Raw genomic sequence first — 24,231 nt, 5'->3', positions numbered from 1 at the left:
CCTCACGTGGCGCTGCGCTCGCTGACCAGCCGCAGGTCGCGGACCACCGCGCGCTGGTGCGCGGCGCCGACCAGGCCCAGGGTGGGACCGGGGCGGCCCTCGCGCAGGAGCACGCGCCAGCGCTCCGCGCTCCAGCCGGCCGGGGTGGTCGTGTTGATGAAGTCGTCGACGAGGGCGCAGAAGCGGTCCGGGTCGGCGTGGAAGGGGAAGTGGCCTGCGCCCTCGAAGATCTCCAGGCGGCTGCCCGGCATCGCGGCGTGGGCTCGGTGGGCGTGGCGGACGGGGACGACGCTGTCGCGGGAGCCCCAGACGAGCTGGGTGGGCATGCCGGCGGTGAGGTAGCACCGGTCGAGCATGGTGATCATCTGGCCCTTCCAGTCGACCACCGAGCGCAGCGTGGCGATGAACGCGGCGCGGGAGGTGGCGTCGGGAAGGGCGTCCACGACGTTCAGCATCTCCTTGGCGTCCTGGCCGATGTCGGTGTCCATGAGCTTCATCAGGCCGGTGATCAGGCCCATGTGGCCGCGCATGCCGGGCAGCCGGAGCAGCGACAGCAGGAGGTCCGCGCCGGGCAGCGACACCGCGCGCAGGACCTTGGTGACCTCGCGGCCGACGCCGCCGGCGCTGACCAGGATGAGGCGCTCGGTGTGTTCGGGGAACTGGTAGGCGAACTGCATGGCCACGCCGCCGCCCAGGGAGTGGCCGATCAGGGTGGCGTGGTCGATCCCCAGGACGCCCAGGAGGTCGCGTATCCCGTTGGCGTACGCGGCGACCGAGTAGTCGGCGCGCGGCTTGTCGGAGGCGCCGTGGCCGAGGAGGTCGGGGGCGATGACCGTGTGGGTGCGGGCCAGTACGGGGATCAGGTGCTCCCAGGTCGCCGAGGAGCCGCCGATGCCGTGGATGAGGAGGATCGCCGGGCCGTGTCCGGCGATCCGGTAGGCGCGGCGGTATCCGTGGACGGTGTGGAACCTGAGGCGCACGTCCACGTCGTCCGGCTGCTGCGGCGGGCTGGTCCGCGTGGGCAGGTGCTGCGCGGGTGCTGCGGAGCTGAGCACGAGATCGCCTCCCGTTTTTACCGGCTCATGTGGCTCATGCGGTGAGGGTTCCGAAGCTCCTCCCCCTCAGCGTATTTCCAGCGCATTTCCACTAGGTTCCGGGCGGAGCGGGGCACCGGTGGCGCGCCCCCTGCCCCGGCGGCGGGCCGAGCGGGGAGGTGTAGGGGCCGCCCTTCGCGAGGCCGGCGGCGGCCATGTCGTCGTACGCGGTCAGGATCAGGTCCTTCGTGCGGTAACCGCCGTACCGGGCCTCGTCCTTGCGCCGGACGATGGGGAAGGTGTCCAGAATGTGTCCGGTGTCGGCCCGGCCGATTCCGTAGAGGTGGAAGAAGAACGCGTCGAGTTCGGCGCGGATGTGGCGGCGGCGCTCCTCGTCCCAGCGGAACGGGGCCCCGGTGTCTCCCAGGTCGGCGGCGAAGGGGCGCATGTCGTGGGCCGTATAGGTGAGTTCGAGGACGCGCGGGGTGAAAAAGTCCTCATGGCGGCGGGCGGTCTCGGGCGGCAGTACGGGGAGTTGGCGGATGTAGAAGAAGTTGAGGTTGAGCCCGGCGGCCTTCTGGCGGGTGACGTAGTCGTAGACGAAGGAGTTGAAGTGGGCGACCAGGGCGGCGCTGTCCCGTGAGTTCCTGGTGCGCAGCAGGAAGACGGAGTCGCCGATCGCGGCCCGGGGCAGTATCGCCGAGATCATGGTGCGCTGGTTGGTGGGGCTGCTGATACGGAGGAAGGCGAGCCAGCCGGGCGGGGCGTCGGGCGGTGTGGCGGCCCGGTCCACCCAGGTGCCGGGCACGGCGAGGCGCGTGGCCGAGGCCCGGGCGCCGTCCGTCAGGTAGGAGGGCTGGTTCTGGCGTTTCACCGCGGTTGCGCTCTTGACCACGTCGGCCGCGCGGTGGTTGTAGGCGTCGACCATCTTCGCCTCGTACAGCGGCAGCATGGTCCGGTCCCCGTGGACGAAGGCGTTTCCGGCCGGCTGCCAGCCGGTGGCCGTCAGCTCGTCGTGGGTGCGGAAGCGGTGCGAGTCGTTGGCCATGTGGAACATCGTTTTGAAGGTGACACCCCACGGGTTGCCGTCCGGGTCGCCCTCCTTGATCAGGACGGGGACCCGCTCGTAGATGCCGAGGGTGATCTCGGCGTCGCGGCGGGAGCGGAAGACGGGGCAGGTGCCCGTGTTGGGGTTGAGGAGCGTGATCTCCTCGGGCGTGAGCGTGAACGCCCTTCCCTCGTCGCCGAGTTCGCCCGGGTCGCGGAGGAAGAACGCGAAGCGCGCGGCGGGTTCGCGCCGGGCGCGCCCGGTCAGGGACAGGATGCTGAACTTGAACGAGCGGTGGACGTCCGGGAAGGCGGGCGCCGCGTTCTCGAAGTCGTACAGGGCGGCCAGCGCGCCCGTGAGCACCAGGTCCTTGAAGAAGAACCGGGTCGTCGCGTCGGTGGCGATGCCCGTCGGCACGATCATGCCCATCCGGCCGCGCGGGCCGGTCAGCGCGCGGCCCGCCTCGGCGAAGACGGCGTACGTGTTGATGTCGCCGCGCCCGGTGAGCGGGAACCGCCCGCTGTCGCGCAGGAAGTGGCTCGTCCCCTCCGCCCGGCGCTTGGCCGCCTCGAACCCGGTGTGCAGGGCGGCCCGCTCCGGGTCGTCCTTCAGCGCGGCGATCAGGCGTTTGCGGGCGGCGGCGGTCTTGGCGGCGGCGATCTCCGGGTCGTGCTGGGCGAAGAACTCCTGCTCCTGGAGCTTGATGCGCTCCCACGGCGGGTTGCCCAGCACGCAGTCGAAGCCGCCGGCGCCGAAGACCTCGGGGAACTCCAGGTGCCAGTGGAAGAACCGGTATCGGTCGCGGAGCCGGGCGATCTCCTCGTGGGTGGCGCGGGGGGCGCCCCGCAGGCCGCGGAGGACCGCCTCGGTCACCGGCGGCGGGGCGTCCGCCGTCCTGCACCACAGGAACGCGGCGCACCAGGCGTCGGCGGTCTGCCGTGCGCTCACCTGGCCCGCCTCGTCGCGCGGGGCGGCCCGCTCGGCCCTGTTCCGCTTCTTCAGCGCCCTGGCGCACCCCTTGTCGTCGCCCGCCACGGGGGTGAACGCCTCGTCGGGGACGCCGTGCCGCAGCAGGCCCGGTGTGGCACCGATCAGGGCGTTGCCGTGCTTGACGCGGGCGTCCAGGAAGCCCAGCGGCCGGCCCGGCTCCAGGGCCTCGAGCCACAGCGACACCTTGGCGAGCTCGACCGCCATCGGGTTGAGGTCGACGCCGTGGACGCAGCGGGCGACGACCTCGTGGAGGGCCCGGCGGACCGCCTCCGGGGCCGGTTCCGCGGTGTGTTCGCGCACGGCGGCGACCCGGGCGGCGATGCGGCGGGCCGCCGCCACCAGGAAGTGGCCGGAGCCGCAGGCGGGGTCGCAGACCGTGAGCGAGAGTAGTTCCCGGGCGACGGCCTCGGACGGGGCGGCGTCCGTCCCGGCGGCCGCCTTCTCGCCGCGTGCGACGGCGGCGTCCAGCACGGGGTCGAGCGTGGCGTCGAGCAGGCACTCGACGAGCGCGGACGGGGTGTAGTAGGAGCCGGTCGTCTTACGGGTGTTGCCGGGCAGCCCGACCAGTGCGAAGGTCCGGTCCGCCGCGTCGATCCGGGGGACGAGCTGGAGGAGCGACTCGTAGGCGGAGCCGAGTTCCTCGGCTTCCAGGCCGCGGTGGTCGACCGTACGCGAGCGGCGCGTGCCCGGGCCCGGGACCTGGGAGAGGTGGCGCACGGCGGCCAGCAGGTGCTCGTCGGCCAGGGCCAGGCCGTCCAGCGGGGCATCGGCCTCCGTGGCGCCGAAGAGCCCGCCGAGGCCGGGCAGGCCCAGTTCGGGGCGGCCGTCGGCGTCACCGAGGGCGTCCAGGACGGTCCGCAGGCCCGCGTACAGCTCGGCGTCCTCCGTACAGCGCCGCTCGCGGGCGAGAGCGCGCAGGCGGGCCGACGAGAAGTGGCCCGCGTACCGGTCCCTGGCGTGGCCGCTGGCGTCCGGGAGCAGCAGGGCGTCGCGGTCCTCGGCGACGAAGACGATCAGGAGGCGGAAGACCAGGCGCAGCAGCGCGTCGTACAGCGCGTGGGCGTCGGCGGTCCCGCGCAGGGGCGTGTTGGCGGGGTGCCGCAGGAAGCCGGTGCCCAGGGCGGTGAGGGCGGTCCGCACGCCCTTGCGCAGCCGGTCGCCCGTGCGGAGCCGGTCCGGTGGCCGGGTCCGGCGGCTGGCGGTGGCGGACATCAGGCGGACTTCCCGGCGGAGTCGGTGGGGAGGCGGGCGGGTGCGCGCGGAGGCCGGTCGCACCCATGACGGCCCGCGCCGGGCCCGGAAAGCGTATACGAGGAGGAAGGGGCGCCGAGAGACCACTTGCCAGGCCGCCTTCGGCGTCGGCCGTCCCGACCAGCGCCCCGGGGCGGGCGGTGGAGGGCCCTGCGGTACGGAAGCCGGCCCCTCTACGATCGATCAGGTGTGCGCAAACGTGATCGTCGCCGAAGACGACGAGAATCAGGCCGAACTCCTCCGCCGCTACCTCGAACGGGAGGGCCACCGGGTGACCGTCGCCCCCGACGGCCTCGCGGCGCTCGACGCGGTCCGGCACCAGGAGCCGGACCTGCTGGTCCTCGACGTGATGATGCCCCGGGCCGACGGCCTCGACGTCGTACGCGTGCTGCGCGCGGAGCACCGCGAGCTGCCGGTGCTGATGCTGACGGCCCGCACCACGGAGGACGACCTCCTGCTCGGCCTCGATCTCGGCGCCGACGACTACGTGACCAAGCCGTACAGCCCGCGTGAGCTGATGGCCCGGGTGCGTACGCTACTGCGCCGCAACCGGCGCGCCGCGGCTGGCGATCCGGACGATGCGGGGGTGCTGCGGGTGGGGGCGCTGGTCGTCGATCCGGTCCGGCACGTGGTGTCGGTGGAGGGGCGGGCCGTGGAGTGCACGCCGGGCGAGTTCCGGATCCTGTCCGCGCTCGCCGCCGAGCCCGACCGGGTGTTCTCGCGGCAGCAGCTCCTCGCCGAACTGCACGGCTTCGACCGGTACATCAGCGACCGGACGGTCGACGTGCACGTGATGAACCTGCGCAAGAAGATCGAACCGGCCCCGCGCCGGCCGGCCCGGCTGCTCACCGTCTTCGGTGTCGGCTACAAGCTGACGGACCCGGCGAAGGCGGCGGCCCGTGCGGCGACTTCGTAGCGCTCCCGGTACCGGTGCGCGGCGGCCCGTGCGGCGACTTCGTGACGCGCGGCGTTCTCCCGGTACGGGTGCGCGGCGGCCCGTACCCCTGCGGAAGAGCCTGTTCGCCCGGCTGCTGGCCGTCTCGGCCCTGGTCGCGGCGTGCTCGGTGGCGGCGACCGCCTGGCTCGCCGTGCAGACGACGTCCGGCGCGATCCGCCAGGAGCAGGGACAGAATCTGGCCGCCGACGCCCGGATCTACCACCGGCTGCTCGGATACGCGGCGGCTCATCCCACCTGGGACGGCGTCGAGAAGACGGTGCGTGAGCTGGCCGAGCAGTCCGGGCGGCGGATCGCCCTGACGACCCAGGGGCGCGCCCCGCTCGCCGACTCGGCGGCCCCGGACGCGGCGGCCCTCCCTGCCCAGGCGTCGGCCGTGGTCGACCCGTTGTCCGTGGACACCGCGCTGGCCTCCGAGGGCGCCGGGGTGACGGGCACGACCACGGACCGGGTCGATCCGCGTGCGGTGGGCCCGTTCCGGCTGCCGGCGTCGGAGCGGGCCCGGCTGCGGAAGATCGCGGACCGGGGTGTGGCCTGCCTCGGCGACTTCGGGATCGCCGCGGACGTGGTGGCGGGCGCGAGCGGCCGGCCCCTGATCCAGGTGGTGGGCGGCAACGACCCCGAGCGGATCCAGGGCACCCGGTGCGCCGTCGACGCGCTGGACACCCCGACGGCCACCGAGCGGAAGGCCCTGAAGGCGCTCAACCAGCTGGCCGACGCGTGCCTGGAGCGCCAGGGCCGCGACGGTGTCCACCTCAAGCTGGGCCTGTCGTGGGGCCAGGCGTCCGAGCCCGTACCGGCGGAGGCGGTGCCGGTGCCCGCGGCGGCGGTGCCCACTTTGCCGCCGTCCGCCGAGCCCAGCGTCCGGGCGACCGAAGCGCCCCGCGAGGAGTCGAGCCCCGTACCCACGACCGTGCCGGGCCCCGGCGACCAGCAGGCGGCGGCCACCAGTGCGGATGACCGGGCCGTCGCCTCCTGCGTGGGCACGGCCCGCCGGGAGCAGCTCGGTTCGTACGTCGCCTCCCCCGCGCTGCTGTTCATCGGCGACCCGGGCGGCGCCACCGTGCCCGGCTTCGACCTCTCACCGGCGAACACGGCGCGGATCGCGGGCGCGGCGGCCCTGGTGCTCGCCCTGACCGTCGGTGCGTCGGTGCTCGTCGGCGCCCGTCTCGTACGCCCGTTGCGGGACCTGACGGGAGCAGCCCAGCGGATGCGGGACGGGGAGGACACCGCGCCCGTGTTGGTCGCCGCGGACAACGAGATCGGGCGGCTCGCCGCCGCGTTCAACGACATGTCCGCCCACCGCGCCCGTCTGGAGGCCCAGCGCAAGGCCATGGTCAGCGACGTCGCCCACGAACTGCGCACCCCGCTCAGCAACATCCGGGGCTGGCTGGAGGCGGCGCAGGACGGGGTGGCCGATCCGGACCCGGCGTTCATCGAGTTCCTGCACACCGAGGCGGTCCAGCTCCAGCACATCATCGACGACCTCCAGGACCTGGCCCAGGCCGACGCCGACGCGCTGCGGCTGCATCCGGAACCGGTACGGGTGGCGGAGCTGCTCGGCCAGGTCGCCGCCGCGCACCAGGCCCGGGCGGACGCGGCGGGCGTCGCGCTACGCGTCCAGCCACCGGACTTCCCCCTGCCGCCGCTGACGGCCGACCCGGTCCGGCTGCGGCAGGCCGTGGGCAACCTGGTGTCCAACGCGGTGCGTCACACCCCGGCGGGCGGGGAGGTCACGCTGGGGGCGTACGGCTCCGAGGACGGGGACGCGGTGCTGGTGGACGTCGCGGACACGGGGAGCGGCATCCCGGCCGACGACCTGGTCCATGTCTTCGACCGGTTCTGGCGGGGCGAGAAGTCCCGGAGCCGTCGCACGGGCGGCAGCGGGCTGGGTCTGGCGATCGTGCGCAAGCTCGTGGAGGCGCACGGCGGTTCGGCCACGGCGGTGAGCACGCCGGGTGAGGGCTCGGTGTTCACGCTCCGCCTCCCGGCCGACGCCAAGACCCCTGGTACTCCGGACGACCCTGATGCGATGAACACAACGGTCTGACAGCTTCCTCACAACTTGGCGCGAGCCTGTCCGCATGCCTCGCACCGCGGTGCGCACCCGCACCGCGGCCGCCCCCGAGGCCCATCCGGAACGGAGCCTGCCCATGCCCCTGCGCACAACCCTGCGCACCGCCCTCCTCGCCGCCGTCGCGGCCGGCGCGGTGTGCGTACCGGCCACCGCGGCCTTCGCCGACTCCTCGGCCAAGCCGTCGGCCGAGCCGACCCGTCCCCCGGCGGAGCAGTCCGCCGAGCCGACCGTCGTACCGTCGGCCGAGCCGTCCCGCGCGAGTTCGGCCGAGCCGACCGAGGCGCCCTCGGCGGTGCCCTCCGAAGCACCGCGCGGCGGTGTCGCGGCCGGTGAGCACCCGGCCGGCACCTCCGGCGACAACACCACCGCCATCGCGGGCTCCGCGGCCGCCGCGCTGGTGCTGGGCGGCGCCGGGACGATCGTCCTCCGCCGCCGTACCGCCCGCCGCGACGGCTGACCCGTCCCGCAGCCGATGACCAGCAGTGGCGCCACCCTTCGACCGGGCGGCGCCACTGCCGTCGTACAAGCCCTGGAGCCCCTTCCCATGCTGCCCCGCACCCCTGTCGCCGCCGCCCTGACCCTCACCGCGCTCGCCGCGCTGACCGCCTGCTCGGGCGTGGACCCGGCCCCTTCGGCCTCCGCGTCCAACCCCCCGCCCTCCTCGACGGCCGCCGCCGACCCGGCCCCCACCGCCACCGCCGAGCCCCCCGCCCACGTCTCCATCCCGTCCCTCGGCGTGAGCTCCGACGTCATGCGCCTCGGCCTCAACCCGGACCGCACGGTCGAGGTCCCCCCGGCCGACAAGGGCATGACCACCGGCTGGTACACGGGCAGCGCCGTCCCCGGCGAACCCGGCGCCGCGGTCCTGATCGGCCACAACGACACCCGCTACGGCCGCGCGGTCTTCCACGACCTCCGCAAGATCACCAAGGGCGCGGACATAGCGATCCGGGACGCCGCCGGCAGCACAACCCACTTCGAGGTCACCGCCCGTGAAACGGTGAGCAAGAACGCCTTCCCCACGGCCCGCGTCTACGGCCGCACCACGGACCGCGCCCTGCGCCTGATCACCTGCGACGGCGCCTTCGACGCGAACGGCCACCCGGTGGACAACCTGATCGTCTACGCGAAGCGGAAGTGAGGGGCGGGGTTCGACGTCTGCCGGGCTGCGCGACGGCGAGTCAGCCGGCCGGGGGCCGCCAGGCGGCTTCGGCGTCCTGGGCGGTCGGGCAGGTGGAGAAGACCTGGTCCAGGCCGACGATGTGGAAGATCCGGCTGACGCGGTCGGGGACCGCGACGAAGACGATGCTCGCCTTCGCGGCCAGGGCGTGGTTGCGGGCGGCGATGAGCACGGTGATGCCGGTCGAGTCACAGAAGGTGAGGGCACCGAGGTCGCACACGAGCTGCTGCCCGGCTTGCAGGCGGAGAGCCGGCAACGCGGCGCGGACCTCGGGTGCGGTGTGGTGGTCGAGCTCTCCGGAGAGTTCGACCACCGGCCCGGCCGGGGTGGTGCGGGTGTTCAGGGTCAGTTGCTTGGTCACTGCTGCTCTTCACTGGAGGGCCGGGGCACGTGGATGGCCAGGACGGCCGTGTCGTCGTCGACGCCTGTGCCGAAGGTGTCGAGCAGTGCGCGGACCGCACTGATGGTGTCCGACGCGGTGGTGGGGGCCAGTGCACGGCCGAAGTCGAGGAAGGCGTCGTCGCCGTAGCGTTCTCCACCCCCTGCGGCGGCGTTGGTGTGGGCTTCGGTGAGGCCGTCGGTGTGCAGGAGCAGAGTGTCGCCCGGGGCGAGGTGCACCGTGGTGGTGGCGATGTGGGCGTCGGGCAGGACTCCGATGAGCTGTCCGCCGGGGGTGGGCAGGAAGTCGGCTGTGCCGTCGGCGCGCATGAGCAGCGCCGGGGGGTGGCCGCCGCTGGCCAGGGTGATGTGGAAGCCGCCGCGGAGGCGGTCGGGGGTGAGCAGCCCGAAGACGACGGTACAGAACCGGGGGTCGGTGCCCTGGTACTCGTGGTTGAGGACCGTGTTGAGGTTGCCGAGGACGGCTACCGGGTCGGGGTCGTAGACGGCTGTGGCGCGCAGCGTGTAGCGGGCCAGGGAGGTGACGGCCGCGGCGGCGGCGCCCTTGCCGCACACGTCACCCAGGAACACGCCCCAGGTACCGTCGGTGAGGGGGAAGAGGTCGTAGAAGTCGCCGCCGACCTCGTCGGCGGATGCGAGATGGTAATACGCGGAGACGTCGAGGCCGGGGACGTCCACGAGGGCCGGCGGCAGAAGGGTCTGCTGCAGGGTGGTGGCCAGCGCCTGGAGGCGGTCGCGTTCCCGGTCGGCTTCCTGGCGGGCCCGCAGCAGCTCGGATTCGTAGGCGCGGCGGTCCCGGGCATCGAAGATCGTGGTGCGGATCAGCAGCGGCTGCCCGTCGCTGCCCTTCTTGACCGTGGAGGTGACCAGAACCGGCAGACGCGTACCGTCGGCGGCCTTCAGCTCCAGGGCGATACCGCTGATCTCCCCCTGCATCCGCAACAGCGGAGCGAAGTGCGTCTCGTGGTAGAGCCGGCCGCCGACCGTGAGCAGCTCGGAGAAGTGCTTGTGGCCCACCAGGTCCTCGCGCCGGTAGCCGAGCCAGTCGAGCAGGGTGGCGTTGACCTTCGCGATCCGGCCGTCCAACTGGGTGGACAGGTAGCCGCAGGGAGCGTGCTCGTACAGGTCCTCGACGCTGTCCTCCAGCAATGCGGAGAACTGTGCCCGGTCGTCCACGGGCTCCTCGTCCTCTCTCTCACCGCCGTGTTCCTCGTCGTCGGTCTTGCTCATCACCGGGTGGCTCCCGCGAAGGCGACGATCGCCGCGGCGGTCTCCTCGGGAGCGGCGAGCTGGGGGCAGTGTCCGGTGGCGTGCAGCGTGACCAGCCGGCTGCCCGGGATCTGGGTGTGGATGAAGACTCCGACCTCGCGCGGGGCGATCGCATCGCTGGAGCACTGGGCGACCAGGGTGGGCACGGCGACCTTGGCGAGGTCGGCGCGGTTGTCGGACAGGAACGTCACCCGGGCGAAGACCCTGGCGATCTCCGGATCGGTCCGGCAGAAGCTGCTCGTCAGTTCGTCGCCCAGCTCCGGTCGGTCCGGGTTGCCCATGATCACCGGAGCCATGGCCCCCGACCAGCCCAGATAGTTCGCGTCGAGGGACTCCAGCAGCTCGTCGATTTCCTCGGCGCTGAACCCGCCCCGGTACCCGGCGTCAGGGTCGTCGACGAAGCAGGGCGAAGGAGCCAGCAGGACGAGTCCGGCGAACGCCTCCGGCTCCCTCGCTGCAGCCAGAACGCCCATCATGGCGCTCACGGAGTGCCCGACGAACACCACCGGGCCCAGTGCCAGCTCCCGGCACAGCTCCAGCAGGTCGTCGACGTACCCGTCCAGATGCGAGTACCGCTCCCGGCTCCACGCCGACAGATCGGAATTCCCCGCGCCGACGTGGTCGAAGAGGACCACGGTGAAGTGGCGCTCCAGCTCCGGCACCACCAGCCGCCACATGTTCTGGTCGCACCCGAACCCGTGCGCCAGCATCACCACCGGCCCGCCGGCCCTGCCGCTCACCTTCACGTGGTTCCTGCTCCGCACGTCCATACTCGCCATCCTCGCAGACTGCCGACCACCAGGACCGCTGTGCCCCGCCCCGCCTGCCCGTCGGCGACGACCGGTATCCGCCGGGGGCCGGAGGCCAGGACATCCGCGGCGGGGCACCCTCCCTGCCACGTCCGCGCGACACAGCCGCTGACCGCCGGAAGCCGGCCTTCGTCACGGCGATCGAGGCACCCGGCCGCCGGCCGCGGGCTCCCTCGCTCGGGTCGGGTCCCCTCAGCCGGTCCGCTTCCACTCCGCGCACCGGTTCGTCTTGAAGTACTCGCCCTTGTTGAGCGTCACCCGCCCCGGTCCGTCGAGGTTGTTGTTGGCGATGATGGACCCGAACTCCCCGCTCGCGTCCTTGGCCCGCTCCCAGTAGCAGCCGAACGAACCCTCCGCCCCGGACGTCTTGTACGTCCCCGCCGCGATGTCCTCGCCGACCAGGTACTCTCCGTCGCCGCTGAAGCTCGTGGCCGGGCCGGGGGCCGCGGTCTTCTTCGGAGGTTTGGGCTTCGCCGTCACCGTCTTGGTGACGGTCGGCGCGGGACGGGCCTTGGCCGCTCCGGTCACCGTCACGGTCGGGCCGGGCTTCGCCGGCCCGCTCGCCTTCGCGTCGTCCGCCTCCGTGTCCGAGCCACCGCTCGCGCCCATGCCCACCCCGATGAACAGCGCCACGAGGGCGGCCGCCCCGTGGGTCAGCCACGCCTTGGCCCGCGACGGCTTGCGGGGCGGAAGGGCCGGCGGGACGGCGGCGGTGAAGTAGGGGCCTTGGTGGGGGCCGGGCGGCGAACTTCGGCAAGGTCTTCGACCGCGCCTTCGCCGACAACATGGCCGACCACATCGAGACGACCGCCGGGATAGGGCGCCAGTACTTCGGTCCCGACAAGAACTTCCGCTCCAGCCTGGACCGCAGTGCACGCCGGGCGGCGTGGCGGATGATCCGCCGGGACGAGGGCGTGGACGAGTAGCCCCGCCTGCACGCGTAGAAGGGTCCCGCCGCGATGCCGATCCGGCACGGCGACGGGACCCTCCTGTACGAGCGTGGCTCAGCCCGTGACGAGCCCGACAAACCCGGTCCACGCGCTGGTGCCGACGGTCAGCACGGGACCGCTGGCCTGCTTCGAGTCGCGGATGTAGACGCGGACGGGCGCCGCAGCGAACTCCAAGCACTGGCCGCCCTCAGCACCGCTGTAGCTGCTCTTGAACCAAGTCAGCTCCGGTGCGGCAGGAGCATCGGTGGTGTTCATAGCTCTCCCAGCAACTTCTCGATGAATTCCAGCGTCTCTCGCGGAGTGAGAGCCTGACTCCGGATGATCCCATAGCGCGCAGCGGCCAGTCGTGTCTCGCCCCGATCGGTCAGCAGGTTGCTGCGGCCTTGGACTTCCATGTAGACGAACTGCTCTCCGCCTTGCTTGGTGATCACGGTGTACGGTCCGTCCACCCCGGCGTTGTCTTCGCGATCGAGTGGCATCACCTGCAGCTCCACGTTGCGCATCGCGCCGAAGAGAAGCAGTTGCTCAAGCTGCCCGCGCATCACAGCCTTGCCGCCGAGGTGCTTGCGCAGTGCGCCTTCCTCCATCACAAAGCTCAGCAGAGGGGCCGGCCAGCGGTTGAAGATGTCCTGCCTCGCAAGGCGTGCACTCACGCGCAGTTCGATCGTCTCCTCATCGAGGAGCGGCCGGCGCATCTCAAGCACAGCACGCATGTACTCCTCGGTTTGCAGCAAGCCATTGACGATGTGGGTGTCATACGCGCACAGCTCAACGGCCTCCGCCTCCAACCGCGCCATATCCCGGAAGAACGCCGGATACTGCGCCCGCGCCAGCTCATCCTTCAACGCCAACAACAGCCCCCCGGCGTCCAGCACGGGATCCGCCTTGTCGACGAACTCCGGCTGCGGAATCCGTCGCCCCTGCTCGAACGAGGCGATCGACTGCGCCGCGTACCCCACCCGCTTCCCGAACTCCGGCCGGTCCAGGCCCGCCCGAATCCGCAGCAGCTTCAGCTGCCGTCCGAAGGCGACCGCCACCCCGTTCTCCTGCTTGCCCTCCGGCCGCTTCCCGGTCGCGGGCTCACCACCCACCTCAGCCCCCGGCTCCATCCCTGTCCCGTCCAGCGCCATCACCACCACCGCCTGTCCCACGTACGCGTACGTCTATGTCCCAACTCAGCACCACAGCACTCGTGATGGGGGGAACTCCGAACCGCAGCGCCCGTCTCGGCTCGTCCCACTCGGGCACCGTAATCACCCGCCGATCCGCCTGCACGGGCTTCTCAGGTGGTTCCCCCCAATGGGTGTTTCCGAAGTGCAGGCCGTCACCCCGAGCAACGGCCGTAGGCTGTCGCTCGAACTCGCGGCCCTGGCCATCGCGCTGAAACGGCGCGTCGTCGTTCTGCAGGCCGTCGAGCACACCCTGAGCGACCCCGACAACCTCTTCGAGAACTTCGCGCGTGTCCTCAAGGCCGACCAACAGCGCCTCGATGAGCTGGAGTCGGGAATCGCCGGTGTCCTCGTAGGGCTTTCGGTACTGGAGCTGGCACGCCCCAGCGGCCTGCGCCCCGTCTTCACGACCGGTGAGGTCGACCGCCTGATGCGCGCGGCGCACCACATCCGCAGGCTGGGAGACGGTGCCGCGGTCGGCGGCCGGGCGACGGACGTGGCCATTGAAATCGCGCGCGGTCGGGACGGATCGGTGGTCGTGTTCCCCGCACTGGCCGCCCAGGCGGGCTGACCGCGGGCGCTGCGGCCTCCCGCGGTCACCCCTCGCGCCACAGCCTGCCCCGACCGCGTACAGGTCCGACGCCCACCGCGTACAAGCCGGTCGTGACCGCGAGTCACCCGTGGTCACACCCGGCGACGGGGCGAGAGCGTGGGGACATGACCAGTAACCCGGCGCCCCTCCCCGTACGTACCGCCCAGCCCCCACACCCCGCCCCGTCCCGCTTCCCCTGGCACCACTTCGAGATGCGGTTCAGCTCCACGCCCCGCGGCGCCCGGCTCGCCCGCCGCCTGGCCGGGGAACGGCTCGACGCCTGGGGTATTCCGTACGGCAGTGACACGCACGACGCGGTGACGCTGGTCGTCGCCGAGCTGAGCGCGAACGCCGTGCGCCACGGGCACGTGCCCGGGCGGGACTTCCGGCTGCGGCTGTCTGCCGAAGGCGGCGCCCTGCGCGTCGAGGTCACCGACACGCGCGGCGAGCGACTCCCCGTGCAGCCACCCGCCGCGGCGCCGGGTGCCGGGCCCGACGTGGACGAAGAGGGAGGCAGGGGACTCCTCCTGGTGTCTGCAATGACGGACCGCTGGGGCTGGTTCCCCTGCGCGGACGGGCCCGGGAAGACGGTGTGGGCCGTGGTGGAGGTGCCGTCCGCGTAAGGCCCCGTGACCGGAAAGCAACCCTCCGCGACGGCTTGCCGCGCACCGGGTGGACCGGAGATCACTCTTCCGGAGAGACTTGCTTCCGACGACGCCGGAGCCCGGCCCGTCCGCACGCGCTGTTCGTGCGCGTGCCCGGGTCCGCACCCGCACGTACGCACACACGGGGGCCCTGTGCCGCAGCAGCAGCCGATCGCCGGTCGGTACGAGCTCCTCGAACCGCTCGCCAACGGCGGCATGGGGGACGTGTGGCGGGGGTACGACAAGGTGCTGGACCGGCCGATCGCGGTGAAGCGGATCAGGCCACAGGTCGTGGCCGACTCCCCGGAGCTGGCCGAGGAGTTCGCCAAGAGGTTCCGCCGCGAGGCGCGGATCACCGCGCGTATCCAGCACCCCGGCGTGCCGCAGGTGTACGACGCGGTGCTCGACGACAGCTACGACCGGCTGTTCCTGGTGATGGAGCTGGTGGACGGGATGCCGCTCTCCGCCTGCATCCACCCGGAGCGCCCGCTTCCGGTCAGCTGGGCGGCGGCTGTGGCGGCCCAGGTCACCACCGTGTTGTCGCACGCCCACGAGGTTCCGGTCATTCACCGCGACCTGAAGCCGGGCAACATCCTGGTCGCACGCGACGGGACGGTGAAGGTCCTCGACTTCGGGATCGCCGCCATACTACGGACCGACGTCACCAAGCTGACCGCGACCGGGAGTCCCGTCGGCACCTACCAGTACATGGCGCCGGAGCAGGTGCGCGGAGGACGGATCTCTCCCCAGACCGATCTGTACGCGCTGGGTTGCGTGCTGCACGAACTTCTGGCCGGACGTGCCCTGTTCAGCGCGGACAGCGAGTACCTGGTGATGTACCAGCACGTGAACGCCGCTCCCACCCCGCTGCGCCTGCTGCGCCCCGAGGTGCCGAAGGACCTGGAGGAGCTCGTTCTCCAGATGCTGCTGAAGTCGCCGGAGGCACGACCCGCCGATGTGCAGGAGGTGTACGAGCGGCTGCGGCCGTTCCTGCCGCCGCCCGGTGCGAGTCACGCACCCGGCGACGCCGGCCCGACGGGTGTGCCCGATCCGACGGGGATCTTCCGCGAACCGTACGCACCGCGGCCACGGGCCGGCACCGCCGGTCCCCTTCCCACCACGACCGGCTCGCAGTCCGGCCCGCCGGCACCCGTCGCCGTCCCCGTTCCCGCCCGGCTGCGCGAGGAGATCGATGAGGCGTACGCCCACTCCGACGCCCTCCTGGAGGAGGAGCGGTTCGCTCAGGCCGCGGAGGTGCTCGGCGAGATCATCGAGCCCGCCGCACGGGTCCTGGGCACGGAGAGCAAGCGGGTGCTGGCCCTGCGGAGGAACCGGGCGGCGATCCAGTTGCTCGGAGGGGACTACCGGGCGGCGCTGCCCGAGTTCGATGCCCTGGCCGACGCGTTCGCGCGTACCGACGGGCCGACCGGAGCGTCGGCGCGTGCTTGTCGCGCCCAGGCCGCCCGCTGCCGTGCGGAACTCGGCCGGGCCACCGACGCACTCGCCGAACTGCGCACCCTGCTGGCCGTGGTGCGGTCCGTCGACAGCGACCTGAGCGAGGAGGCGGTCGAGCTGCGCCGTGACATCGGGATGCTGCTGCTCGCCCAGGGGGAGGCCGCCGAGGCGGACCGGATCCTGCGGCCGCTCCACGACGACCTGTGCGTGGTCTTCGGCCCCGATGACGAGATGAGCGCGGAGGTCGCCGAGGCGCTGGCTCTGATCAGCCTGGGGCTCGACGGCCCGGCCGCCTGACCTGCCGCCCTTCCCCCCGGGCCCGACCGACCCACCCGCTCCTCACCCGGAAAGTACGCACATGCCACATCTCGCGTTCGACATCGGTTTCTGCGCCCAGCTCGGCAAGCTGCAAGGCAGTGTGAAGCAGGGGGTGTTCGACGCGTGGGAGAAGTTCGAGCGGCTCACCCTGGACCAGTTGTTCAAGGACCCCGGGCTGAAGCTGGAGACGCTGAAGCGGGCGCGCGACCCCCACATCCGGACCATCAGGATCGATCAGGCGACGCGGGGCGTCGTACTCGCCCCCGACAGCGGGGACACGTACGTGCTGCTGCGCGTCATGCCGCACGACAAGGCCATCGACTGGGCCATCAAGCAGCGGGCGAGCATCAACACGGTCACCCGAGCCGTCGAGGTGCGGGACATCGCGATGCTCGACGAACTCACGCCCGCGTACGAGCGCATTGCCGCCGCCCCCGAGCGCCGGCTCTTCTCGAAGGTGTCCGACGGGGATCTGGCCGCACTCGGGATCGACGAGACGACGCTTCGCCAGGCGCGCGCGCTGACCGACACCGAGCAGCTGGAGGTCTTCGCACCGTACTTCCCCCAGGACCAGCGCGAGGTACTCGAATACCTCGCCGCCGGGTTCACCGTGGAAGAGGTGTGGCGGGATGTCGTCTCCGTCGCTCTCGCCTCCTCGCCCGGTGACGACGCGCCGGTGGACACCGAGGACTTCGCGACCGCCATCCGCCGTACCCGTACGCGTATCGCGCACGTCACCGGGTCCGAGGAGCTGCGGGACATTCTCGACAAGCCGTTCTCGGCCTGGCGGGTCTTCCTGCACCCGTCGCAGCACAAGGTCGCCTACCGTGCCTCGTACTCCGGCCCCGCCCAGGTCACCGGAGGCCCCGGCACCGGCAAGACCGTCGTCGCACTGCACCGCGTGCGCCACCTGCTGCGGTACCTGAGGGACGGGGAGCGCATCCTCCTCACCACGTACACCAACGCACTGGTGGGTGCCCTGAGGACGGGGCTGGCCTCCCTCGTCGAGGACGAGGCGCTGCGGGACCGGGTCGACATCATGACCGTCGACGCCTTCTCCGGACGGGTCCTGTCCACCTCACGGCGGCCGCTGCGCGGTGGCGAGGAGGAGACCCGGTGGGCCCTGGCGGCGCACGCGACCGGATTCCCCGGCAGCGCGCAGTTCCTGAGCCAGGAGTACCGGCATGTGATCCTCGCGCAGAATCTGCGGACCGAGCGGGAGTACGTGGGCTGCGACCGCTGGGGCCGCGGGAGCAAGTTTCCCCAGTCGGGCCGTCCGCTCGTTTGGCGCACGGTGGAGGAGTTCACCGGGCGGCTCGCCGCCGACGGGTTGCGCACCTACCTCGGAACATGTGCGGAGGCCGCCGACCTGCTGGCGGCCGAGGGTCCCCGGTACCGGCACGTGGTGATCGACGAGGCGCAGGACCTGCACCCCGCCCAGTGGCGGCTGCTGCGGGCGGCGGTCCCGCAGCGCCCGGACGACCTCTTCATCGCCGGGGACCCTCATCAACGGATCTACGACTCGAAAGTGTCACTGAAGGCGGTCGGAATCAAGGTCGCGGGCCGGTCGGCGAAGATGCGCAAGAACTACCGCTCCACGCACGAGATCCTGAGCTGGTCCACCGCCCTCCTTGTCGGACGTCCCTTCGAGCAACTGGCGGACGACGCCGACAACGAGACATTGCTCGGCTACCGCTCGGCGCTGCACGGTAAGGGCCCCGAGGTGTACGCCGCTGACTCGGAGGGGGCGGAGCTCGACGCACTTCTGTCACGGGTCCGTGGCTGGATCGACAGCGGGATCGCGCCGGGGGACATCGGCGTGACCGCCCGGTTCAACAAGAACTGCGACAAGGCAGTGGAGCGCCTCCGGGCAGCGGGCATCCTCGCGGTGAGGCTGCGGGGCGACGTCGCTTCCGCGCCGGACGCCGTGCAGGTGGGCACGATGCACGCGTTCAAGGGGCTGGAGTTCCGCTGCGTCGCGGTCATCGGGGTGAGCGAGGGCGCGCTGCCGTATCCCCGCGCGGTGACACCGGTCGAGGCAGACCGGGTACAGCACGCCTCGGACCTGATGGCGGAGCGCTGTCTGCTGTTCGTCGCCTGCACGCGGGCGCGTGACGGGCTCTACGTCTCGTGGTCGGGTGCGCCAAGTGCATTCCTGGTGGAGGCGGGGCTGGGGCGGAGTTAGCCCCGATACGTAATCCCTGACCGCGGGCATTGCGAGTCGAGGCGCTGCATGCACCACGACCTCAACCCGGACCCCACACACGAACGGCCCTCGGTGGACAACCTGATCGTGTACGCGAAGCGCAAGTAGAACCGGCGCCGACCTGCGCCCCGCACTCCCGGGGCGCAAGCTGAGGCGAGGAACTACTCCGGAGGAAGTGGGTCGCCATGAACCGACAGGCGTACGGCCCACCTGGTCGAAGGCTCCTCGCAGTGCTCGGCGCCGCAACCGCCGTGGGCCTGCTCGCTGGCTGCGGCTCGGCGGAGGACGCGGCCCACATGCGAAGCGGCAGGACACCGGTGCACGCCGCAACCGCCACCCGCGCCACCGTGACCCCACCCCCGCCCAGTGACCAGGTACGGGTCCTCAAGGAGGGCAGGAAGCTCCCCGTGGCGATATCGCCCGACAGTACGCTCGATATCCCCGCGAGCTCGGCCGTAGTGACCCTGACCGAGCTGAAGCAGGCCGACAGCCTGCCGAACGACGCCGGGCTCGACCCGGAGGTCGCGGACCCGGGGACGACCTTCGTCTGCCTTGAAATGAAGGTGAAGAACACGGGCAGTGAGAAGTTCGACACCTACCCGTTGACGCACGCACGGTGGACCGGCAAGGACGGCGAGACGAAGGCCGTCGACGAGGTCATCAGCGGAAACTGCGCGGGACTCGGTATGGCCGAGGAGAGCTTCCTGAACGAACCGGACCCGCGACCGGGCGAGTTCGTGCGGGCGACCACGGTCCTCATGGTCCCGGACGGACAACCCGGGTACCTGGAGTTCGACGACCGTCAGAACTTCGGCATGTTCAAGGTCGAGACCCACGCGTCCAACTGACCGCCGACGGCCGTCAGGCCCTGTCGCGGAAGACAAGCAGGTAGCGCCAGAAGAGGAGTCTGCGGATGCTGCACCCCGGCAACAGCGCCGCCGCTTCCCGGCGGATCTCGGCCAGGGGCATGGCCGGCTGCCGCACCGGCGCACTCACCTCCTCCCGGTGAGTCGCGGCGGGGCGAAGCCGGTCCCTCGCACCGGTCGCCAGTCTGGCGGCGGCGTTGGCCGGCACGGCTGCCAGGCTCCAGGCCCAGTCGAGCCGGGTCCGTTCCGGGTAGCACCCAAGGATCACCAGGACGCCGCCGGGCGCGAGCGCGTCACGCAATGCGGCGACGGTTGCGAACGGCATGTGGTGGATGCTCGCGAGGCACGAGATGAAGCCGTAGTGCCCCTGGGGCAGAGCAAGTTCGGTCACATCCGCGTGCCGGAAACGCGGACTCCGGTCGTCGGCCGCCCCGTCGGAGAGGGCGTGGGCCTCCGCGATGGCCTCCTCCGACGGGTCGACCGCGTCGACCGCCATGCCCAGGCGGGCGAGCCGCCGCGCGAACCGCCCGGTCCCGCACCCCACATCCAGTGCCGCCCCGCAGTCGCGTGGTACTTGGCGCAGCAGCAGACGGTGGTAGTGGTCGTTGTGATCGAAGGGCATGGCCCCGACCCTGCCACAGCGCCCCCAGGCACGGGACCGCGCTCGCGCGTTCCGTCAGAGGCGCTGCGCGAAGCGCCGGTCCACGTGAACACGTGCCCCGGGCCCCGGTCGCCCGGTCCGCCCCGGCCCGTTCCGCCCACTCGCCGCCCACCCCACCCCGCGCGACCATGAGTACGGGGAACCCGCGGGGCAACGCACCGGGAGGCATCCGTGACGCACACGCGCAGCAGTGAGCAGTCCACCGATGTGCTGATCGTCGGCGCCGGGCCCGTCGGGCTGAGTGTCGCGGCGGAGCTGTCGCGGCGCGGGGTGGCGTGTCGGATCGTCGACCGGCTGGCGGGGCGGCTGCCGTACGCCAAGGCGGTGGGTGTCCAGCCGCGCACGCTGGAGCTCTGGGACCGGATGGGGCTGGCCGGGGCCGTACTGGAGGCGGCGGCGCCGATGTACGGGCAGCTCATCCACGTCAACGGGGCCGAGGTGGCGCGGATCGAGCTCGCGCTGCCGCCCGAGGTGCCCTACGGGTTCGCCTCGCTTCCGCAGTACGAGACCGAGCGCATCCTGGAGGAGTACGTCGCCGGTCTCGGCACGTTCATCGAGCGCGGGGCCGAGCTGGTGGGCTTCGACCAGGACGCGGACGGGGTGACGGCGAGGCTGCGTACGGCCGCCGGCGGGACCGAGGAGGTGCGGGCCGGGTATCTGGTCGGCTGCGACGGTGCGCACAGCACCGTGCGCAAGGGGCTCGGGCTGTCCTTCGAGGGCGGGGCGTTCGGCGAGGAGTACATGCTGGCCGATGTCGAGGCCGACTGGGACCTGCCGTACGGGTACGGGGTACGCGCCAGTCACACCGCGGGCGACGGGTCCACGGACGATCTGCTGGTCTGCATTCCGCTGCCGGGCACGGGCCGCTACCGGATGTCCATGCTGGTGCCGCCCGCGCTCTCCACCGGCCCGGCGGACGGCGGCGAGGTGGCGCACGGTCTTGAGGGCGGGCGCACACCGGCGCTCTCGGACATCCAGGCCGTGGTCGACCGCCTGGCGCCGAGGCCCGCCGTCCTGTCGCGGATGCGCTGGTCGTCCGTCTTCCGGATCAGCCACCGGATCGTGGACCGGTACGGCGAAGGGCGGGTCTTCGTCGCGGGCGACGCCGCGCACATCCATCCGCCGACCGGTGCGCAGGGCATGAACACGGGCATCCAGGACGCCTGCAACCTGGCCTGGAAGCTCGCCCTCGTGGTGCGCGGCGAGGCCGGGCCCGCGCTGCTGACCAGCTACGACGCCGAGCGGCGCCCGGTGGGCGAGGAGGTCGTCGGGCGGACCGTCCGGCACGCCACCCGGGGTGTCGAGAACGACGCCGACGACCTGCGGACCGTGCTGCTCCGCGAGGCCCAGCTGCTCGTCGACTACCGGGACGGGCCGCTGGCCGGTGCCCCGTACGGGCCGGCGGACGCCCCGCAGCCCGGCGACCGCGCCCCGGACTGCACGGGGCTGACCCACCCGGTGGCGGCCTGTCCGCTGCGGCTGCTCGACGTACTGCGCGGCCGGACCGGCCATGTGCTGCTGCGGTACGCGCCGCAAGGTGCCGACGCGGCGGAGGTGGGCGGCATGGACACCGTCACCGTCGTGGCGGGCGACGCGCCGGCGGACGCGTCCGGCTACCGCGACACGGGCGGCGAGTTCGCCCGGCTCTACCGGCCGGACGGGCCGACCGGCTTCGTCGTACGCCCGGACGGTCAGCTCGGCGCCCGCTTTCCGTTGTCCCTCGCGTCCAACGCGCTGCCGCGCTATCTGGCCGCCCTGTCCGCCCGGGGCGCGGACGCTTAGCCCCGCCCCTTCGCCACCCGCTGCCGCCGCGCCTCGTACAGGACGATCGACGCCGCGTTCGACGCGTTGAGGGAGCTCGCCGAGCCCGTCATCGGGATGCTGATGACGTGGTCGCAGCGGTCGCGCCAGGCGTTGCTCAGGCCCGCCGTCTCGTTGCCGATGAGGAGCAGGACGGGCTGGGTGAGGTCGAACTCGGAGGCGTCGCACTCGCCGTCCTCGTCGGTGCCGACGACGAGGACCGGGCGGCCCTGCGCGCGCTCCGCATCGAGCCACTGGGCGACCTCGTGGTGGGAGGGGGTGCGGACCACGGGGAGGGCGAAGAAGGAGCCCGTCGTCGCGCGGACCGCCTTCGGGTCGTACGGGTCCGCCGCGTGGCCCGTGACGATCAGGCCGTGCGCGCCGAGGGCGTCGGCGGAGCGGATGATGCTGCCGATGTTGCCGGGTTGCGTCGGGCGGTCGAAGGCCAGGCCGAGGAAGTCGTCGCGGACCGGGATGCGGGTGAGGTCGTCGGGGGCCATCCCGACCACGGCCAGGACCTCCGGCGCGCCCTCCGCACGCTCGCTGAGTTCCGCGAGCAGGTCGGGGGCCATCGCGATGCGCTCGGTGGTGATGCCGCGCATCAGCTCCTCGGCCCAGCGGGACAGGGGGCGGCTCGCGTCGTACAGGAGGGAGCGGATCGTCCAGCCGTGTTCGACGGCCATGGTGATCGGCCGGACGCCCTGGACGATGAACTCGCGGGCGCGCCCGCGCTTGGTCCGGTTGGTGAGCAGCGTCTGGAACTGCTGAAAGCGGGCGTTGCGGGTCGAGATCCGCTGCACAGCCACCGGTGGGTCCTCCCAGGGTTGATCGCTCGTCCGGCGGCGGCTTCGGCCGCCCCCGGAAACCAGAAATTCCCACGGTTCGCGATGAACCGTGGGAACTGGATGAGTGTCCGAGGGGGGACTTGAACCCCCACGCCCGATAAAGGGCACTAGCACCTCAAGCTAGCGCGTCTGCCATTCCGCCACCCGGACCAGGTGATCCGCCCCGGTCTCCCGCGGCGACAAGGAAAACAATACCAGGGGTTCGGGGTGCCTCTCACCTGCATATCGGGTGGCCTGCCGGTGGACATTGCGCTGGTCAGTGCGGTGCGGGGGTCTCCGGGACGCGTTTCGGCCCGCGTCCGCGCCCTGCCCGTACGGACCGTCGCCGCGTACGTACGCACCGTGGAGCCGGAGGGTCGGCGGCGGGGTCCACCGGCGGGTGGGCGGGGCGGGATACTTTCGCTCGCATGAGTGATCGCGGCTCCCGTCCTCCCCGCGCCCTGTCCCCTCTGCGCGAGCATCTGCGCGAGACCTTCTGGTTCGCCCCGGCCCTGACGCTCGTCGTCGCCTGTGTGCTGTGGTTCGCCGCCTCGGCGGTGGACGAGCAGATCGTCTCGTACCTGCGTGAGGAACAGGCGTACGACGATATCCAGGACCTGGTGAAGGTCGCCGAGGACACCAAGCAGATCGTCGTCACGGTCAGCTCCGCGATGATGACCTTCATCGGTGTGGTCTTCAGCATCTCGCTGGTCGCGGTGCAGATGGCGAGCGGGCAGCTCACGCCCCGGGTGGTGCGGATCTTCGTACGCAGCCGGATCAGCAAGCTGACCCTGTCGGTGTTCCTGGCGACGTTCGTCTTCTCGCTGCTGGTCCTCAGCTCGTACGAGAGCGAGACCGACCCGCGCCGGGTCACCTCGCTGCCGTTCGTGCAGAGCGTGCTGACCGCCCTGCTCGTCGGGCTCAGCCTGCTGCTGTTCATCGCGTACGTGAGTTCCACGCTGCGCCTGATGCAGATCGGGCCCGTCCTCGACCACATCACCCGGGACACGTTCAAGGTGCTGGGCCGGATGCCGTCCGGACGGCCCGGCGAGGGGCCGCTGCCCGAAGAGACCGGGCAGATCCTGTACGAGGGACGGGCCGGCGTGCTCCGGGACGTCAACGTCGCCCGGCTCGTCCGGGCCGCCCGGCGGCAGGGCGTCGTGCTCCGGCTGGTCCCCCGGCTCGGGGACTTCGTGGTGCCGGGGACGCCGGTGCTCGCCGTGCACGGCGGGGCGGCGCCGGGGCGGCACGCGCTGCGGTACACGGTCTCCGTGGGCGTCGAGCGCACCCTGCACCAGGACCTGGCGTTCGGGCTGCGCCAGTTGTCGGACATCGCGCTGCGGGCGCTGTCCGCCGCGACGAACGACCCGACGACCGCCGTGCAGTGCCTGGACCGGATCGTGCAGTTCCTGGCGGCGGCCGTGCGGCTGCCGCTGGGCACCGTGCACCACCGCGACCGTACGGGGGCGGTGCGGCTGGTGCAGGACGTGCCGTCGTGGGAGGACCTGGTGGACCTCGGCTTCGAGGAGGTACGCCGGTGCGCGGTGACCGTCCCGCAGGTGTCGCGGCGGCTGCTCGCGGGGATCGACGACCTGTCGCGGCTGGCCGGGCCGGACCGGCGGGGGCCGCTGGTCCGGCACCGCGCGCTGCTCGTGCAGGCGGTGGAGCATGCGGTGCCGGAGACCGCCGAGCGGGAGTTCTCGCTGCTGCCGGACCGGCAGGGGATCGGCTGAG

20 protein-coding genes, 1 tRNA gene and 2 pseudogenes are annotated in these 24,231 nt (G+C 72.2%); 12 read left to right on the top strand and 11 right to left on the bottom strand.

What is annotated here, in order from left to right; translation table 11 throughout:
• Positions 1–2 precede the first annotated feature (2 nt).
• Together OG242_RS28530 and OG242_RS28525 are read right to left on the bottom strand one after the other, a co-directional pair.
• A complete protein-coding gene (locus OG242_RS28530; RefSeq protein WP_405901751.1) occupies positions 3–1,025 on the bottom strand; it encodes an alpha/beta fold hydrolase in 1,023 nt (340 codons plus the stop codon).
• Positions 1,026–1,146: 121 nt separating this feature from the next.
• A complete protein-coding gene (locus tag OG242_RS28525; protein WP_405900874.1) occupies positions 1,147–4,284 on the bottom strand; it encodes an Eco57I restriction-modification methylase domain-containing protein in 3,138 nt (1,045 codons plus the stop codon).
• Between the two features lie 238 nt (positions 4,285–4,522).
• Between OG242_RS28525 and OG242_RS28520 the strand changes: the two genes are divergently transcribed.
• The 4 genes from OG242_RS28520 to OG242_RS28505 all read left to right on the top strand — a co-directional run bounded on the left by OG242_RS28520 (position 4,523) and on the right by OG242_RS28505 (position 8,496).
• A complete protein-coding gene (locus OG242_RS28520; RefSeq protein WP_405900873.1) occupies positions 4,523–5,239 on the top strand; it encodes a response regulator transcription factor in 717 nt (238 codons plus the stop codon).
• Positions 5,240–5,267: 28 nt separating this feature from the next.
• The gene (locus tag OG242_RS28515) at positions 5,268–7,328 is read left to right on the top strand and encodes a sensor histidine kinase (RefSeq protein WP_405900872.1); all 2,061 of its coding nucleotides are present in this window, start codon (positions 5,268–5,270) and stop codon (positions 7,326–7,328) included.
• A 103-nt stretch (positions 7,329–7,431) separates the two neighbouring features.
• Positions 7,432–7,812: a sortase-dependent protein gene (locus tag OG242_RS28510; RefSeq protein WP_405901750.1), complete on the top strand. Its 381-nt coding sequence runs from the start codon at positions 7,432–7,434 to the stop codon at positions 7,810–7,812.
• 90 nt (positions 7,813–7,902) lie between these two features.
• Positions 7,903–8,496, top strand: coding sequence for a class F sortase (locus OG242_RS28505; RefSeq protein WP_405901749.1), 594 nt, complete (start codon positions 7,903–7,905; stop codon positions 8,494–8,496).
• Between the two features lie 40 nt (positions 8,497–8,536).
• Here the strand turns inward: OG242_RS28505 and OG242_RS28500 are convergent, their stop codons facing one another.
• From OG242_RS28500 to OG242_RS28485, 4 genes are all read right to left on the bottom strand, one after another.
• Positions 8,537–8,896: an STAS domain-containing protein gene (locus OG242_RS28500; RefSeq protein WP_329029935.1), complete on the bottom strand. Its 360-nt coding sequence runs from the start codon at positions 8,894–8,896 to the stop codon at positions 8,537–8,539.
• Positions 8,893–10,164: a SpoIIE family protein phosphatase gene (locus OG242_RS28495; protein ID WP_329029934.1), complete on the bottom strand. Its 1,272-nt coding sequence runs from the start codon at positions 10,162–10,164 to the stop codon at positions 8,893–8,895. The genes OG242_RS28500 and OG242_RS28495 overlap by 4 nt, the downstream gene beginning before the upstream one ends.
• The gene (locus OG242_RS28490) at positions 10,164–10,973 is read right to left on the bottom strand and encodes an alpha/beta fold hydrolase (protein WP_405900871.1); all 810 of its coding nucleotides are present in this window, start codon (positions 10,971–10,973) and stop codon (positions 10,164–10,166) included. Before OG242_RS28490 ends, OG242_RS28495 begins: the two co-directional genes overlap by 1 nt.
• A gap of 231 nt (positions 10,974–11,204) precedes the next feature.
• Complete coding sequence (locus OG242_RS28485; RefSeq protein WP_330454708.1) at positions 11,205–11,645, bottom strand: hypothetical protein; 441 nt, start codon at positions 11,643–11,645, stop codon at positions 11,205–11,207.
• 113 nt (positions 11,646–11,758) lie between these two features.
• Here OG242_RS28485 and OG242_RS28480 point away from each other — a divergent pair.
• A pseudogene (locus tag OG242_RS28480) lies at positions 11,759–11,938 on the top strand (hypothetical protein); the annotation flags it as partial.
• A 78-nt stretch (positions 11,939–12,016) separates the two neighbouring features.
• Here OG242_RS28480 and OG242_RS28475 read toward each other — a convergent pair.
• The gene (locus OG242_RS28475) at positions 12,017–12,217 is read right to left on the bottom strand and encodes a DUF397 domain-containing protein (protein ID WP_330454707.1); all 201 of its coding nucleotides are present in this window, start codon (positions 12,215–12,217) and stop codon (positions 12,017–12,019) included.
• Complete coding sequence (locus tag OG242_RS28470; RefSeq protein WP_330455266.1) at positions 12,214–13,071, bottom strand: helix-turn-helix transcriptional regulator; 858 nt, start codon at positions 13,069–13,071, stop codon at positions 12,214–12,216. The genes OG242_RS28475 and OG242_RS28470 overlap by 4 nt, the downstream gene beginning before the upstream one ends.
• 235 nt (positions 13,072–13,306) lie before the next feature.
• On the opposite strand from OG242_RS28470, the pseudogene OG242_RS28465 reads away from it, so the two are divergent.
• The 5 genes and pseudogenes from OG242_RS28465 to OG242_RS28445 form a co-directional block, all read left to right on the top strand.
• Positions 13,307–13,702, top strand: a pseudogene (locus OG242_RS28465) (hypothetical protein); the annotation flags it as partial.
• Positions 13,703–13,848: 146 nt separating this feature from the next.
• Complete coding sequence (locus OG242_RS28460; RefSeq protein WP_405900870.1) at positions 13,849–14,346, top strand: ATP-binding protein; 498 nt, start codon at positions 13,849–13,851, stop codon at positions 14,344–14,346.
• A 174-nt stretch (positions 14,347–14,520) separates the two neighbouring features.
• Positions 14,521–16,119, top strand: coding sequence for a protein kinase domain-containing protein (locus OG242_RS28455; RefSeq protein ID WP_405900869.1), 1,599 nt, complete (start codon positions 14,521–14,523; stop codon positions 16,117–16,119).
• 61 nt (positions 16,120–16,180) lie between these two features.
• Entirely contained in the window at positions 16,181–18,325 is a 2,145-nt protein-coding gene (locus tag OG242_RS28450; protein WP_405900868.1) for a UvrD-helicase domain-containing protein, read from the top strand.
• 251 nt (positions 18,326–18,576) lie between these two features.
• The gene (locus OG242_RS28445) at positions 18,577–19,194 is read left to right on the top strand and encodes a hypothetical protein (protein WP_329029917.1); all 618 of its coding nucleotides are present in this window, start codon (positions 18,577–18,579) and stop codon (positions 19,192–19,194) included.
• A 13-nt stretch (positions 19,195–19,207) separates the two neighbouring features.
• Here the strand turns inward: OG242_RS28445 and OG242_RS28440 are convergent, their stop codons facing one another.
• Positions 19,208–19,834, bottom strand: a complete 627-nt coding sequence (locus OG242_RS28440) for a class I SAM-dependent methyltransferase (RefSeq protein ID WP_330454702.1) — start codon at positions 19,832–19,834, stop codon at positions 19,208–19,210.
• A 210-nt stretch (positions 19,835–20,044) separates the two neighbouring features.
• Here OG242_RS28440 and OG242_RS28435 point away from each other — a divergent pair, with 210 nt between their 5' ends.
• Positions 20,045–21,655, top strand: coding sequence for an FAD-dependent monooxygenase (locus tag OG242_RS28435; protein WP_405900867.1), 1,611 nt, complete (start codon positions 20,045–20,047; stop codon positions 21,653–21,655).
• On the opposite strand, the gene OG242_RS28430 is transcribed toward OG242_RS28435, so the two are convergent.
• Positions 21,652–22,473, bottom strand: a complete 822-nt coding sequence (locus OG242_RS28430; protein ID WP_405901748.1) for an RNA methyltransferase — start codon at positions 22,471–22,473, stop codon at positions 21,652–21,654. The two genes, OG242_RS28435 and OG242_RS28430, sit on opposite strands and share 4 nt — an antisense overlap.
• Before the next feature lie 110 nt (positions 22,474–22,583).
• Positions 22,584–22,668: transfer RNA gene (locus OG242_RS28425), tRNA-Leu, on the bottom strand.
• A 257-nt stretch (positions 22,669–22,925) separates the two neighbouring features.
• Here OG242_RS28425 and OG242_RS28420 point away from each other — a divergent pair.
• A complete protein-coding gene (locus OG242_RS28420) occupies positions 22,926–24,230 on the top strand; it encodes a DUF2254 domain-containing protein (protein ID WP_405900866.1) in 1,305 nt (434 codons plus the stop codon).
• Position 24,231 lies beyond the last annotated feature (1 nt).

Origin of the sequence: Streptomyces sp. NBC_00727, from assembly GCF_045161745.1 — a bacterium.
GTDB lineage: Bacteria > Actinomycetota > Actinomycetes > Streptomycetales > Streptomycetaceae > Streptomyces.
Note: the sequence above shows the minus strand (reverse complement) of the source record. Positions and strands in the feature narration are given on the sequence as shown.

What these genes read in the sequence shown, in the direction of transcription:
- OG242_RS28525 (WP_405900874.1), bottom strand. Translation starts at nt 4,284, where the DNA reads ATGTCCGCCACCGCCAGCCGCCGGACCCGGCCACCGGACCGGCTCCGC.
- OG242_RS28510 (WP_405901750.1), top strand. Translation starts at nt 7,432, where the DNA reads ATGCCCCTGCGCACAACCCTGCGCACCGCCCTCCTCGCCGCCGTCGCG.
- OG242_RS28495 (WP_329029934.1), bottom strand. Translation starts at nt 10,164, where the DNA reads ATGAGCAAGACCGACGACGAGGAACACGGCGGTGAGAGAGAGGACGAG.
- OG242_RS28490 (WP_405900871.1), bottom strand. Translation starts at nt 10,973, where the DNA reads ATGGACGTGCGGAGCAGGAACCACGTGAAGGTGAGCGGCAGGGCCGGC.
- OG242_RS28475 (WP_330454707.1), bottom strand. Translation starts at nt 12,217, where the DNA reads ATGAACACCACCGATGCTCCTGCCGCACCGGAGCTGACTTGGTTCAAG.
- OG242_RS28470 (WP_330455266.1), bottom strand. Translation starts at nt 13,071, where the DNA reads ATGGAGCCGGGGGCTGAGGTGGGTGGTGAGCCCGCGACCGGGAAGCGG.
- OG242_RS28460 (WP_405900870.1), top strand. Translation starts at nt 13,849, where the DNA reads ATGACCAGTAACCCGGCGCCCCTCCCCGTACGTACCGCCCAGCCCCCA.
- OG242_RS28450 (WP_405900868.1), top strand. Translation starts at nt 16,181, where the DNA reads ATGCCACATCTCGCGTTCGACATCGGTTTCTGCGCCCAGCTCGGCAAG.
- OG242_RS28440 (WP_330454702.1), bottom strand. Translation starts at nt 19,834, where the DNA reads ATGCCCTTCGATCACAACGACCACTACCACCGTCTGCTGCTGCGCCAA.
- OG242_RS28420 (WP_405900866.1), top strand. Translation starts at nt 22,926, where the DNA reads ATGAGTGATCGCGGCTCCCGTCCTCCCCGCGCCCTGTCCCCTCTGCGC.